This is a genomic window from Klebsiella sp. GG_Kp173, assembly GCF_040062415.1.
GTDB classification, from domain to species: Bacteria; Pseudomonadota; Gammaproteobacteria; order Enterobacterales; family Enterobacteriaceae; genus Klebsiella; species Klebsiella quasipneumoniae.
This window is the reverse complement of sequence record NZ_JBEAFZ010000038.1, coordinates 1-13061: the sequence shown is the minus strand read 5'-3', so window position 1 is coordinate 13061 and position 13061 is coordinate 1. Positions and strand designations below refer to the sequence as shown.

The following is a 13061-nucleotide window of genomic DNA, read 5'->3' as shown; positions in this document are numbered from 1 at the left end:
TTAATCAGCGAGTCAGCTTGGGAAGAAATGACCTGCTTATTCGCACCTTCCTTAGGCAAGTATCAGAGAGGATTACAGGAGCCAGGGGCCGACGCAATGCGTAACCTTGAATAGGTTATTATTTCTGTCATGAGTTTTTATGGAGCATGTTCTGATTACCGGTGGAAGCCGAGGCATTGGGGCCAGCACGGCGATTGAGTGTGCGCGTCGTGGATTTGGCATCATCCTTACCTGGAACAGCAAGCCGGAAGCCGCCAGCCAGGTGGTTGAGCGTATTCAGGCCGACGGGGGGCATACGTTAGGGTTGCAGTTAAACGTAGAAGATGCCAGCAGCTTTCCTCAGTTTCGTTCTGTTCTCGAGGGCGCAATGGAATCACACAGGGGAACCAGAGAACTTCACGGGCTGGTAAACAATGCAGGGTATGGTCTTTATAATCCCATAGAGACAGTCACTGAAGCACAGTCCGACAGCTTAATGAACGTCCATTTGAAAGGGCCTTTCTTCCTTACCCAGAAGCTGCTACCACTTCTACAACCGAATGCCGCAATTGTTAATCTCACCAGCGCCACCACCCGCGTGGCAACCGCCGGTGTAGCGCCCTATGCAACATTCAAGGGTGGCCTTGAGGATATGGCGAAAGAGTTTGGTGAAAGGAAGATCTGGATCAATGCCGTGTCACCCGGTCCAATTCGTACTGAGCTGGTTGGCGGTTTAAGTGATGAATTCGAAGCATTGCTGGCCGGGCAAACAGTCCTTGGCCGAATTGGCGAGCCTGACGAAGTTGCCCGTGTTATCGCCGGTTTACTGTCTGCCGACTATGGCTGGATTAATGCCCAGACGATAGAAGTCGCGGGTGGTTATAATATCTAATCACGGAGCTTTTATGCTGGATCATATATTTATTACCGTAAGCGATACTGAGCGTGCAATCGTTTTTTATGAGCGTGTTCTGCCCCTTCTCGGCATCACCAATCGTCACGATAATGACGGCAGCAATGGCCCATCAGGCCATCCTGACCTCAAGGGATTTGGTGCTAATGGACGCGTATTTTTCTGGCTAAGATCGGGCACGCCTTCTCTTCAGACCGTGCATGTCGGGTTTGTGGCAGATTCAGAAATCATGGTCAAACAGGCTTATGCTGAGGCCATCGCCGCGGGTGCTGCGGAGATTCACTCACAGCAAATTATCGTTGATCCCATGCTCACGAGCGAGTTGCGCTACGGAGATCTCTGGTCGATGCGAGAGTTCAACCATTTTGATTTTGAACTCAACGGGATAATTAGGGCTCTTTTTACGCACTGCGGTTAATGATTTCATGGATAGCGTCCACCATATTTGGTGTCCACTATCCTCTCAGGAATTTCAGGATCTGCCAGACGGTGCTGAGACGACGCTTACAACCAAGAACCAGGACGGCAAGCGCGACCCGGAAATGCACCAGACCAAGAAGGGGAACCAGTATTGCTTTGGCATGAAGGCGCACATCGGCGTTGATGATGAATCGGGGCTGGTACACAGCGTGGTGGGCACGGCAGCCACCGTGGCGGATGTCACCCAGGTCGACAAGCTGCTGCACGGCGACGAGAACGTCGTCTGCACCGATGCCGACTACACCGGCGTCGAAAAGCGCTCCGAGCATGCCGACCGAGAAGTGATCTGGCAGGTCGCAGCACGCCGCAGCACCTACAAGATGCTCGATAAACGCAGCGCCCTGTACAAAGCCAAGCGCAAGATCGAGAAGGCCAAGGCGCAAGTGCGAGCGAAGGTAGAGCCCCCGTTTCGCGTGATCAAGCGGCAGTTCGGCTACACCAAGGTACGTTTCCGAGGGCTGGTTAAGAACACTGCACAACTGGTGACGCTGTTTGCCCTAGATGGCCCGCCGACATTTGCTGGCAAGCGCAGGAGAGGTGCGCCTGTAATGCGGAAAATGGCCGTCGCAAGGTGCTCGCGACGGCTGAAAGCACCGAAATGAGCGGGTGATCCGATCGTTTTTGATCGGTTCACCGCTTTCAAAATCAGCAGTGGCTGAAGTCAGCCGGAAATACAGGGCTACTGCAGACCATCCCTAGCTAGGGCTCGTAGTTCGGCGCAAGGCTGAAGTCGCTTGGCTGCTTCGCTGTGCAGATCCATGACCCACTTTCCATCAAACTCCCGGTTGTAGTTCCACAAGCATCTTGCGAGTCTTGCCGGCCCGCTCCACTAACAAGACCACAACATCTCCAACGTTCTTGTCGTCTAGACGGGCCTGTAATGTGGTGACGTCGTCGACGGCGATACCGTCGATGCTGATAACGCGATCGCCGGGCACGATGCCGCCTGCGGTGACCTCGACGCCGACGAGCCCGGCCCTGTGCGCCGCCGAGCCAGGCGTCACGCGCAATACGAATACACCCTTACTGCCGGTCAGCGCCTGCAGACGCGCGTTGAGCTGCTCATCCACCTCGATGCCCAGCGCCGGACGGATGTACTTGCCGGTCTTTATGAGTTGCGGCACCACGCACAGGACGGTATCGACCGGCACCGCAAAGCCTATGCCGGCCGAGGCGCCAGACGGACTGTAGATGGCGGTATTGATGCCGATCAGCCGCCCAGCCGAATCGAGCAGAGGGCCACCGGAATTGCCGGGGTTGATAGCAGCGTCGGTCTGGATCAGGTGGTCAATGGCCGGGCCACTGGCGTCGCCGGAAAGGGTGTGGTCAAGCGCCGAGACGATGCCGGTGGTGAGCGTCCTGTCGAGCCCGAAGGGATTGCCAATGGCAAAGACCTTTTGCCCCACCTTGAGATCGGCACTGGTGCCCTCCGGCACCGCCGGCGGGCGCTTGAAGCCGACGCCAATCTTGAGTACCGCAATGTCGTGCGCAGGACTGGCGCCAACGAGCGCAGCCTGATAATCGCGACCGTCGGCCAGTTTGACCGTGGCAGACGATGCCCCCTGGGTCACGTGGAAGTCGGTCACCACGTGGCCGGCATCGCTCCAGATGAAGCCGGAGCCGGTGCCGCGCGGCACGGAAAAGACATTGCGCGACCAGACGTCACGTACTAGTTATGCCGTGGTGATGTAAACCACCGATCCGCGCGATTTCTCGAACAGCTCGATGGTGGTTTTTTCGTCGGCGGCCAAGTCGCCGCACGGCGTCACCGTGAGCTCCTGCGTTTCGTGGGGACTGAACCAGGCTTCGATGGCGGGCAGGAACTGCCACAGCAGCATGAGTGCGGCGATGCAGCCAGTGATGACGAGCCAGCGCCGGATGAATCGATCCGGCGCCGGGCGGCTGTAGGGGTCGGGTAGGTCATGTCATTCCCCATGTTGAAATCAGCGCCAAAGGCCGCCAGTGCGCCAGCGTGGCGGACGTGGTGATACGGTCACCTCGGGGTCGAAACGGGCCGATGGAAACGGCGGCATCGCGGGCGGCGGAGCAAGTTCCAGCAAGCGCTCAATGCGTTCAGCCGTCGCTGGATGCGTGCGCAACCAGGAGGGTTCCGGATTGCCCCATCCGGGCAGCAGCCAGGCGCGCCAGGAGCGGCTCACCCGCTCGATCTTGGCGAGCGCCGAGGCCAGCCCATGCGGGTCGCCGGTCAATTCGGCAGCGAGCCGGTCGGCGTCGAATTCGCGCACCCTGGACAAGCCCAACTGAGCCAGCAAGGCCAGCTGTGGCGCGACCGCAAGTAGAAGCAACGCGGGCCAATTGACTTCCGTGACTCCAAGCAATAGCGTTGGCAAGCTGAGCACGATCGCAAGCTGCCCCAACAAGGCCAGAAGATGGGTGAGCCGGCTGATGGAATCGGCCAAGCCCATGACACGCAAATCCTCGTTCGCAATATGCGCGATTTCGTGGCCGAGCACGCCGGTCAACTCGCGGGGCGTGAGGCTACGCAGCAGGCCGTCGGTCAGCGCGATGGCCGCGTGATGCTTCGAACCGGTGGCGAAGGCGTTGACGACCCCGCTGGGCACGTAGTGCGGTACCGGCACGGTAGGCAGCCCGGCCCGCGCCGCCAGTTCGCGCAACACAGCCCAAAGATCGGGCGCTTCATCCGGGTGCAGGGGGCGTGCGCCATACAGCCGCAAGGTCAGCCCGGAGGCGGCCGCCGGTTCAAGCAGCAGGGTGAACCCCGCGGCCGCAAGCGCCAGCCAAAGCCCGCCGTCACCCAACAGCAGGCTGCCAGAGACGGCGGCAATTCCGAGCAGGGTCAGCACCAACAGCACGGTTTGCAGGCGATTGTGCCAGCGATGCCGCGCGCCGACATTCTGCGCGTGGCGCAGATCACGACTGATCATCTGAGCTTTCCCCGGCTGTCCGGTCATCGCGCTCGCGCAGCAGCCAGTAAGTCGCCCCGAGGGCCAGTGTCGCGCCTGCGAGCGCCGCGACCTTGGCGGGGCCGGTCTCCGGGTCGAGGATCACGAATTTACGCGCTAGGGCGATCAGCCCGATCAGGATCACCGTCTTGACCTGGATGATGCTGTCGCGCCGCAAGGCCACCCTCACGATGGAATGCTTGAACTCCATGGCGATGAGCAGCGTCATGATCATGCCGAACACGGTCTGGAAGACCTTGTGATCGAGCGGATTGAATGCATCAATGATCAGCAGGCTGAAGACGATCGAGATCAGCTGCAGCAGCGAGACCACGATGATAACGGCAATGATTGCGGACAGCGCGAGCGCGATCACCTGTTCAAAGCGCTCGTAGAACGTCATCACTGCCCATTGGGCGCGAAATGTTTTGATCGGGTCTGCTTGCTTTTCCTTCATCGCCACTCCTCTCAATTCTGAAATACTTGTGCACCCACAACTTGGTTGCACCCTTGTCTTTTTGCCTGGTAGAGCGCGCTGTCCGCCTGCAGCATCACCTGCTCGACAGAGTGCAAACGGGGGGCAAGGAGAGCCACCCATGCTGGCGCTATAGCTGATCGACACCTCTCCACACACCACCGCTGTCGCCGCAGTGTCCTGACGAAATCGCTCCGCCCATACTTGGGCGCCTTCTATCGATACCGCTTCCAACAACACAGCGAATTCCTCCCCCCAATCCGGGCAGCCATGTCGGTTGCGCGAACATGTTTCCTCAACCGTGAAGCAAAGGGGTCGGTGATCACCATACGCAGCAACTGCTGCTCCATTTCCTTGCGAGAAGAGATGTCGAACAGAGTACCGACTATCAGTTGCCTGCCCGCGTCACCCAGCCAACGGCCGCGATCAAGCACCCAAATCCAAACGCCAGATTGATGACGAACGCGGTACTCGCACTCCAATCGCTCCGACGGGGTTTCTTGGTAAGCGCGCACCTTTGCCAGAACGACCGGCAAATCCTCCGGGTGGTTAGGCTGGTCGGCGAGTTTGCCCGCCGGTACGCGGTTGACGGATTGGCAATGCGGGCAAACGATGTGCAGACTGTCGCTCATGTCGAGGCTCCTGAAGGTGTTGAGGATGAGGGGAGCGCCGCCTCGGCCGCCGTGGCCGGGGTGGCGCGCTGGAGCCCCTCGGTCAGGCGGCGGATATCGGCTTCATCCAGGGTTTCCCGCGCCAGGAGCTCGCGGGCACAGCGCTCCAGCACCGCGCGGTTGGCGTCGAGAATCCCGTAGGCGCGCTCGAACACGCCCATCACGATGTCGCGGATGGCCTGATCGATGCGCGCCTGGGTCGATTCCGCCACCCGGCAGCCGCCGCTGGCCAACTCGGGCGTGTCGAGGAAGCGCGGCCGCTGCGCCTCGAAGGCGATATAGCCCAAGCTTTCGTCCATACCGAAGCGGGTGATCATGTCGCGGGCGATGTCGGTGGCCCGCGCCAGGTCGTCGGCCGCCCCCGTGGAGAGTTCGCCAAACACCAGCTTCTCGGCCGCTCGTCCGCCCAGGAGCACGGCGATCTTGTGTTCCAGATCGCTGCGCGTCATCAGGTAACGGTCTTCGGTCGGGCGCTGCAGGGTGTAGCCCAAGGCGCCGATGCCACGCGGGATGATGGAAATCTTGTGCACCGGGTCAGTGCCCGGAAGCGCCAGCGCCACCAGCGCATGGCCCATCTCGTGATAGGCCACGGTCTCGCGCTCCTTAGGGTTGAGCACGTGGTTTTTCTTTTCCAGCCCCGCCACGATGCGCTCGATGGCGGCGGTGAAGTCCTGCAGCTCCACGGCCTGCGCGTGGCGGCGCGTCGCGGCCAGCGCCGCCTCGTTGACCAGATTGGCCAGATCCGCCCCCGAGAAGCCGGTGGTCAGCGCGGCCACCTGCTCGAGGTCGACCTCGGGTGCCAGCATGACTTTCTTGACATGCACCTTCAGGATGTCGAGCCGGCCCTTCTTGTCGGGGCGGTCCACCAGCACCTGGCGGTCGAAGCGGCCGGCGCGCAAGAGCGCCTGATCGAGGATTTCGGGCCGGTTGGTCGCGGCCAGAATGATGAGCCCTACGGAGGCATCGAAACCGTCCAACTCGGTCAGCAACTGGTTGAGCGTCTGCTCGCGTTCGTCATGACCGCCGATCGGGCCGCCGACGCCGCGCGCACGGCCCAGCGCGTCGAGCTCGTCGATGAAGATGATGGCCGGCGCCTGGCTGCGGGCCTGCTCGAAAAGGTCGCGCACCCGCGCCGCGCCCACGCCGACGAACATCTCGACGAATTCCGAACCCGAGATGGAGAAAAATGGTACGCCCGCTTCACCGGCGACCGCCTTGGCCAGCAAGGTCTTGCCGGTGCCGGGCGGCCCCACCAGCAGCACACCCTTGGGGATGCGCGCCCCGAGACGGCCATAGTCCTGCGGATTCTTCAGGAAATCGACGATCTCGATCAGCTCCGCCTTGGCCTCATCCACCCCCGCGACATCGGCGAACGTCACACCGGTGTTCTTTTCCACGAACACCTTGGCGCGGCTCTTACCGATGTTGAGAAACCCGCCCATGCCCTGCTTCTCGGCGAAGCGGCGGAACAGGAAGAACCAGACGCCAAAGAAGGCAACCGCTGGCAGGATCCACGACAGCACATCGCGCAGCCAGGTGCTCTCCAACACCCGGGCATAGGGCACGTCGTACTTCGACAGGCGATCGGCAAGATCGGGTTCGACTCTCGTTGCCACGATCGTCGTCTTGCCCCGGCTGTCCGGCGACTTCAGGTGCCCGGTCACCGTACGATCCGACACCAGCACTTCGGCCACGCGACCCTCGGCCAGCTCCTTCTCGAACTCGCTGTAGGGCACCGGCTCGACGGTTTTCGCCGTCTGCCAGTAGCTCTGCAAACTCAACAACAGCAGGAGGGCAACGATCCAGTAGCCGGTATTCCATTGATTCTTTTTTTCCATGGGCCTTGTTCCTCGAAAGTCGAGTTGCCAGAGGATCAGGTGAACAGATGGGCCGCGCCGTCACGCGAACGGATGGCCAGCGAGCGGGAGGGCAGCGCCGCCGCTGATGAGCAGTCCCCACGGCGTGGCCGACTGCGGATCACGCTTGTAGACGCCCGCGTGACCTGCGGCCACGACCGCCACCGCGATCGAGGCCAGGGAGGCTGCCCATGCCAGGCCGATGGGGTCGGACACGGCAGCCTCGCCCGCCATCAAGATGCGTCGCTCGCCTTCGCGGCATCCGGCTGCTCCGGCTCGGCCGGGGTCTGCGGTGGCTCTTTGCGTTCGAACACCACGCGTTCGGCCTTGTCGTCCCAGCGTGCGCTGGCGTGATCGCCCTTGCCGATGCCGCCGCCGAGCATCTCGCGCGCCAGCGCAGTTTCCAGCTCGCTGCGGATCAGGCGCTTGAGTTCACGCGCACCGAACTCGGGCTTGTAGCCTTCTTCCGCGAAATGGTCGATCAGCGTCTGATCGAAAGTGAGCGTCACGCCCTGACTGGCGGCGCTGCGCGCCACGCGATCGAGCTGCAGGCCGACGATGTGGCGGATCTCCTCCTTGCCCAGCGGATGGAAGACGATGATCTCGTCGATGCGGTTGAGGAACTCGGGCCGGAAATGGCCGCGCAGCACGTCCATGACCCCGGCCTTGGTCTTTTCGTACTCCTCGCCGGCCGCCCCGCGCGCCTTCAGCCGTCGCTGGATGATGTCCGAACCCAAGTTGGACGTGGCGATGATGATGGTGTTGGTGAAATCCACCACCCGGCCCTTGCCGTCGGTGAGGCGACCGTCGTCGAACACTTGCAGCAGGATGTTGTATACGTCAGAGTGTGCCTTCTCGATCTCGTCGAGCAGCAGCACGCTGTAGGGCTTGCGCCGCACCTTCTCGGTGAGCTGACCGCCTTCGTCGTAACCGACATAGCCCGGAGGCGCGCCCACCAATCGCGCCACGGTATGGCGTTCGCCATATTCCGACATGTCGATGCGCAACAGGGCGTGCTCATCGCCGTAGATCGATTCGGCCAATGCCTTGGCGAGCTCGGTCTTGCCCACCCCGGTCGGGCCCAGAAACAGGAAGGTAGCCACCGGTTTGCTGCCTTCACGCAGGCCGGCGCGGGACAGCCGCACGGCATCGGCCACGGCACGGACCGCCTCGTCTTGTCCCACCAGGCGCTCGTGCAGCCGTTGTTCCAAGTGCAGCAGCTTTTCGCGCTCTTCCACCGTCAACTCGTTGACCGGGATGCCGGTCAGGCGCGAGACGATCTGCGCCACGTGTTCCGCCTTGACCTCGGCACTGCCGGAGGCCCGCTCCCGCTCCCAGTCCTCGACGAGCTTCTTGAGCTCGGCCTCCTTGGCTTCGATGCGCTTCCCGAGCTCGGCGGCCTGGTCGTACTGCTTGCGCGCGGCCACGTAATCCTGTTCACGCCGCAGCTGGTGCAGTTCGGACTCCAGCTCCTGCACGGCCACCGGCCGGGCCGTGGCCGACAGCTTCACGCGCGCGGCCGCCTGGTCGAGCAGGTCGATCGCCTTGTCCGGTAGGAAGCGCGCCGTGATGTAGCGGTCGGACAACTCGGCCGCCGCGATGATCGCGTCCTCGGAGATGCTGACCTTGTGGTGCGCCTCGAAGGTGTCGCGCAGGCCGCGCAGAATCATGATAGCCTGGGCCACCGTCGGCTCGGGCACTGTCACCGGCTGGAAGCGCCGCTCCAGTGCGGCATCCTTCTCGATGTATTTCTGGTACTCGTTCAGCGTCGTGGCGCCGATCAGGTTGAGTTCACCGCGCGCCATCATCGGTTTGAACACGTTGGCCACGTCCAGCCCGCCTTCACCACCGCCCTGGCCGGCACCGACGATGGTGTGCACCTCGTCGATGAATAAAATTAGCTCGCCCTGGTGCTCGGTCACCTCCTTCAGCACCTTCTGCACGCGCTGCTCGAACTCGCCGCGATATTTGGCGCCGGCCACCATGGCGTTGATGTTGAGTTCCACCAGGCGCTTGTCGCGCAAGGTCTCGGGCACTTCGCCCGCCACCATGCGCTGCGCCAGCCCTTCGACGATGGCGGTCTTGCCCACACCCGGCTCGCCGATCAGCACCGGGTTGTTCTTCTTGCGCCGGGCCAGCACCTCGATGGTTGTTTCGATCTCCTGCGCGCGGCCGATCACCGGATCGAGCTTGCCGTCGCGCGCCATCTTGGTCAGGTCGCGCGAGTACTTGTCGAGTTCTGGCGTGTTAGTCGGCGTCTCAGCGCGGCCATCCTCGGCGCCCTTGCCCACCACCTTGCTGACCTGTTGGCGCAGCGCCTGCGGCGTCAGGCCGTAGCGGCGTAGCAGGTTGGCGGCCAGCCCTTCGCCTTCCTCAGCCAGACCGATCAGGAAATGCTCTGGACCGACATAAGAATGGCCGAGTTCATTGGAGGCCACAAAGGCGCGGCTGAGCGCATCCTTCACGCGTGGTGACACGCCGATCTCGCCCTCGAAGGGCTTGTCCCCGCGCTTGGCCTCAGACTCGATCTGCCGCTTGAGGTCATCGACCTTGATCTTGAACTGACCCAGGATGGTCTTGACCACGTCGCTGTCGGCCAGTGCCAGCAGCAGATGTTCGGTATCCACCTCGGAGCGGCCAAATTCGGCAGCGTGTTTGGCGGCCTCCTGCAGCAAGGTTTCCGACTGTTCGCTGATGCGGCTGGCCAGCCCACTGCCGCGACGGCGCGGCACACCTGAACCTGCGGCGGCGGGCTCACTTAACGAGGCATCGACCACATCATCGGTATCGGCGGCAACGGGCGTCGTGTCGTCGCCGATGCGGAAGAAGTCACTGCCGAGGAAGTCCTCGAACAGGCCGCTGCGCGAGCTGAACAAGGCTTCCAGCGGCGAAACGGTGCGTTTTTGCTGGCGCACTAATTGGCGGTAATGGTCGTCGCACAACAGCATGGTGCTGTGACGCCCGTTGAGACTGGCTTCCACCCGCACGGTGGCGGGTTGGCCGCAGACCTGGCATTGTTTTCTGGGCATGCTGATGCTCCTGAGAAGGTTGACAAGGTTGAGGCGACGAGGCATCGCAAGCCGCGACACCTCGTCTCGAGCCGGGTTTTTCTTGTGACGAACGAGCCGGCGACGTCAGCCGTTGATCGGGATCGAGCGCCCCTGCTTCGGCGAGCTGACCTCGCGCTTGTCAATCGTGACCGTGAGCACCCCGTTCTTGAACGATGCCTTGATCGAATCCTGGTTGGCGTCGTCAGGCAGGTTCAAGGCACGCTGAAAGCTGCCGTAGGCTCGCTCCACACGGTGGAAGCCACCTTCCTTCTTCTCCTGTTCCTGGCGCTTCTCGCCACGCACCATCAGCACGTCGTTGTCGAGGGTGATCTGGATGTCCTTCTCCTCGACACCGGGCACTTCCAGGGCAATCTTGTACTGCTTGTCGGTTTCCTGGATGTCCAGGGCCGGCTTCAGCATGCCCGACCAATCGGATGGCCACTGCGGCATGTTCAACGCCGGAAAACCGAAGCCCCGGAATGCGTCATCAAACAGCCGGTCGATTTCCCGATGCAGTTGCAGGATCGGGCTGACTGGCCCGCTCGCCGCTGGCAGGTCATTGCGCTGCACCGGCAGGGAAGAGGCGCTCTGCTGCTCTTGCTGCTCGTTCTTGAACCAGTTCCAGGGAGCCAACTTCTTGAAATCGATGTCCATGTCATACCTCCAGAAAAATTGGAACGAGTTACTCAAGCCCTTTGCCTGCTGCGACGGGCAGTGCGCCCAGGCAACACGGGCTGCTCGGATGACTTCTGCTGTTCACGCTTGCGCATCACCTCCTTCTTTGCTCCGGCTCGGGTCTGATCATTGATCCACTGAGCGATTTCACTTTGACGAAACCGCCACGTCCCGCCCACCTTGAAAGCCGTAGTTTCCCCATGCGCGGCGAGCCGATAAAGCGTCCGTTTGCCGACTTTCAAGTACGCAGCCAATTCATCGAGCGCGAAAATCACCTGTAGGTGCGCTTTCATCTCACCCTCTCTAATCGCGTCGCTTTGCGGTTCCGGCCTAGGAAATCCTTGCAAAACTTTGTAAGATATCACGCTTACCATGACAAACTTCAAGAGTCAAGAGTCAAGAGTCAAGAGTCAAGAGTCAATGTACAGCGTTCTCCCGCCCCATTGATGCAGGTCAACTGCTCAGGCAAGGCGCAGGGGGTGGCCTGAGCAGGCAATGGACAGCGCCTGGTTCGTCAGCCTGCGTGTGCCACAGGCGCCTCGATCAAACACCGATCCTCACGTTGTAGCCGAGTGCCCGCAGCCCCTTGCTCGTCTGCATGTGCCTTGGCGGAAACTCGTCTGGGCGCGTCCAGACGACGATTTCCCCGAGGCTGCTCAGGCCAACGTGCGGAATTGCCCAGTCGTCGCTGCGGATCGCGTTCCAGAGTCGGGCCGAAACACTTCCGTTGCCCCAGGCAACGTAGTTCAACAGTATCCGTCCGGCCAACACACCTTCCCGACACCGCCGCCGAAGGCCATGGCCCATCAAGCGGATTTTCCATGCGCCCTCAGCGCTGTATCTACAGCAAACCTTTCAAGGCCCAGGTCATTCAGGAGTGTTCTGAACCCGGTGCCTCCATCGCAAACATCGCCTTGGGCTACAGCCTCAATGCCAACCTCGTCCACAAATGGATTCGCCTGCTTACCCAGAAAACCACGGCTATCCAGCCAGCGTTCATCCCCTTGCCTTCTCAAATGCTCGGCGCGGGTTCGTATGCTCAAGCGCGCTGCTGCGATCATGAGTTTGATCCAGTCGGCCCGTAATAATGGGCACGATCCGTATGCCTATCTCAAGGATGTGCTGACACGGTTGCCGGCTCAGCGGGCGAGTGAGATTGCAGAGCTGCTGCCGCATAGGTGGCATCCGGCATAGTCGCGCAAGACGGTTTGCCCGCACGCTTACGTTCAACAGCTCAAGCACCGTCCGCCCTTCGCGGGATCGTTGCCGCCAGAGCCACACGCCGAACTTTTCCATCTTGTCGTCGCCGGCCAGCTGTCAGTCAGACAAGCCCAGGTGCTCGTTTTCCTGCTTGATCGCGTGGTCTCGGTTCGCGTGCACCCGGGAAACGGCATCCACGAACTGCCACCATCTCTTAGCTTGGCGGGGTCAAGCCAGCCGGGATGCTCGGACGGTTACGCTGGTCCGCGCCCAGTTGCAGCACCAAGGTCGGCCGCAGTGATGAAGCGGGTCTTGATGCCGCACTGCCCGCCCGATAGCGCAGTGCGATGGCCAGATGCGTCTTGCCGACTCCCAAGGGGCCTATATCGCCTTGGCATGGCTCCGGGCAGTTTCGGGGAGGCTGCACGCAGTGCGCGACAAGATGTATCGCAGCCGAACTGCGGTGTATTCTGCAATCAGCCTAGGGCCGCGTGTATCCGCTGCTTCCGGTCGAACACCCGGGCATGGTTGGCCCGCCCCAGATGAGCTTTCTTTCGGGTAATGCGCAGAGTGCAAAGGCTCACAGTACTTCGCCATGGTGCCTGGCCAACGCAACGAGCTTTTCACTGTCTCCCTTAAGATCCTGTCTATGCATTTTCCTGCCTCAACGCCTGCTTTGAAGCCCATGATCCGCGTTGACATGGTCTTCCGGTTGTCTGAGGTATCGGTTATACATCGCAGCTGGCTGGTCTGGACGGCTCCAACCTCAGCTGCAATTACCTCCATCGTCAACGTAGCCACTTTGTTCCCGTCTGCATCAGCGCTGGATGCATAGAAC

Annotated in this window: 12 protein-coding genes and 6 pseudogenes; 5 read left to right on the top strand and 13 right to left on the bottom strand. The window is 61.4% G+C overall.

Annotated elements, in window-relative coordinates; all coding sequences use genetic code 11:
• Positions 1–139: 139 nt before the first annotated feature.
• Complete coding sequence (locus ABLU50_RS15465; protein ID WP_065800087.1) at positions 140–871, top strand: SDR family oxidoreductase; 732 nt, start codon at positions 140–142, stop codon at positions 869–871.
• A gap of 13 nt (positions 872–884) precedes the next feature.
• Positions 885–1151 (top strand): annotated as a pseudogene (locus tag ABLU50_RS15460) (VOC family protein); the annotation flags it as partial.
• Positions 1152–1178: 27 nt separating this feature from the next.
• Here ABLU50_RS15460 and ABLU50_RS15455 read toward each other — a convergent pair.
• Positions 1179–1319, bottom strand: a pseudogene (locus ABLU50_RS15455) (transposase); the annotation flags it as partial.
• Between the two features lie 79 nt (positions 1320–1398).
• Between ABLU50_RS15455 and ABLU50_RS15450 the strand changes: the two are divergent.
• Positions 1399–1921: pseudogene (locus ABLU50_RS15450) on the top strand (IS5 family transposase); the annotation flags it as partial.
• Between the two features lie 224 nt (positions 1922–2145).
• Here the strand turns inward: ABLU50_RS15450 and ABLU50_RS15445 are convergent.
• The 10 genes and pseudogenes from ABLU50_RS15445 to ABLU50_RS15400 all read right to left on the bottom strand — a co-directional run bounded on the left by ABLU50_RS15445 (position 2146) and on the right by ABLU50_RS15400 (position 11830).
• Positions 2146–3252: pseudogene (locus ABLU50_RS15445) on the bottom strand (trypsin-like peptidase domain-containing protein).
• A 63-nt stretch (positions 3253–3315) separates the two neighbouring features.
• Positions 3316–4278 carry a zinc metalloprotease HtpX gene (locus ABLU50_RS15440; RefSeq protein ID WP_049015276.1) on the bottom strand — a complete coding sequence of 321 codons (963 nt, stop codon included), beginning with the start codon at positions 4276–4278 and terminating at the stop codon, positions 3316–3318.
• Positions 4265–4753: a phosphate-starvation-inducible PsiE family protein gene (locus ABLU50_RS15435; protein WP_004152114.1), complete on the bottom strand. Its 489-nt coding sequence runs from the start codon at positions 4751–4753 to the stop codon at positions 4265–4267. The genes ABLU50_RS15440 and ABLU50_RS15435 overlap by 14 nt, the downstream gene beginning before the upstream one ends.
• Before the next feature lie 233 nt (positions 4754–4986).
• A complete protein-coding gene (locus ABLU50_RS15430; protein ID WP_058837167.1) occupies positions 4987–5403 on the bottom strand; it encodes a PAS domain-containing protein in 417 nt (138 codons plus the stop codon).
• Positions 5400–7280 (bottom strand): ATP-dependent zinc metalloprotease FtsH, encoded by a 1881-nt coding sequence (ftsH, locus tag ABLU50_RS15425; protein ID WP_080466095.1) that lies wholly within the window; start codon positions 7278–7280, stop codon positions 5400–5402. The genes ABLU50_RS15430 and ftsH overlap by 4 nt, the downstream gene beginning before the upstream one ends.
• A 60-nt stretch (positions 7281–7340) precedes the next feature.
• Entirely contained in the window at positions 7341–7532 is a 192-nt protein-coding gene (locus ABLU50_RS15420; protein ID WP_102781593.1) for a hypothetical protein, read from the bottom strand.
• Positions 7532–10327, bottom strand: a complete 2796-nt coding sequence (gene clpK / locus ABLU50_RS15415; protein ID WP_102781592.1) for a heat shock survival AAA family ATPase ClpK — start codon at positions 10325–10327, stop codon at positions 7532–7534. The genes ABLU50_RS15420 and clpK overlap by 1 nt, the downstream gene beginning before the upstream one ends.
• A 105-nt stretch (positions 10328–10432) precedes the next feature.
• Positions 10433–11002, bottom strand: coding sequence for a small heat shock protein sHSP20 (gene hsp20 / locus ABLU50_RS15410; RefSeq protein WP_058837170.1), 570 nt, complete (start codon positions 11000–11002; stop codon positions 10433–10435).
• 32 nt (positions 11003–11034) lie between these two features.
• Positions 11035–11316, bottom strand: coding sequence for a helix-turn-helix domain-containing protein (locus ABLU50_RS15405; protein WP_049015292.1), 282 nt, complete (start codon positions 11314–11316; stop codon positions 11035–11037).
• A gap of 250 nt (positions 11317–11566) precedes the next feature.
• Entirely contained in the window at positions 11567–11830 is a 264-nt protein-coding gene (locus ABLU50_RS15400) for a hypothetical protein (protein WP_049015287.1), read from the bottom strand.
• A gap of 14 nt (positions 11831–11844) precedes the next feature.
• Here ABLU50_RS15400 and ABLU50_RS15395 point away from each other — a divergent pair, with 14 nt between their 5' ends.
• On the top strand, positions 11845–12108 hold the full coding sequence (locus ABLU50_RS15395; protein WP_162489568.1) for a transposase: 264 nt from the start codon (positions 11845–11847) through the stop codon (positions 12106–12108).
• A pseudogene (locus ABLU50_RS15390) lies at positions 12053–12217 on the top strand (transposase domain-containing protein); the annotation flags it as partial. The gene ABLU50_RS15395 and the pseudogene ABLU50_RS15390, both read left to right, overlap by 56 nt.
• Positions 12218–12510: 293 nt before the next feature.
• Here ABLU50_RS15390 and ABLU50_RS15385 read toward each other — a convergent pair.
• Positions 12511–12608, bottom strand: a pseudogene (locus ABLU50_RS15385) (ATP-binding protein); the annotation flags it as partial.
• Positions 12605–12910, bottom strand: coding sequence for a hypothetical protein (locus ABLU50_RS15380; protein ID WP_230354784.1), 306 nt, complete (start codon positions 12908–12910; stop codon positions 12605–12607). The gene ABLU50_RS15380 and the pseudogene ABLU50_RS15385, both read right to left, overlap by 4 nt.
• Positions 12911–13061: the final 151 nt, after the last annotated feature.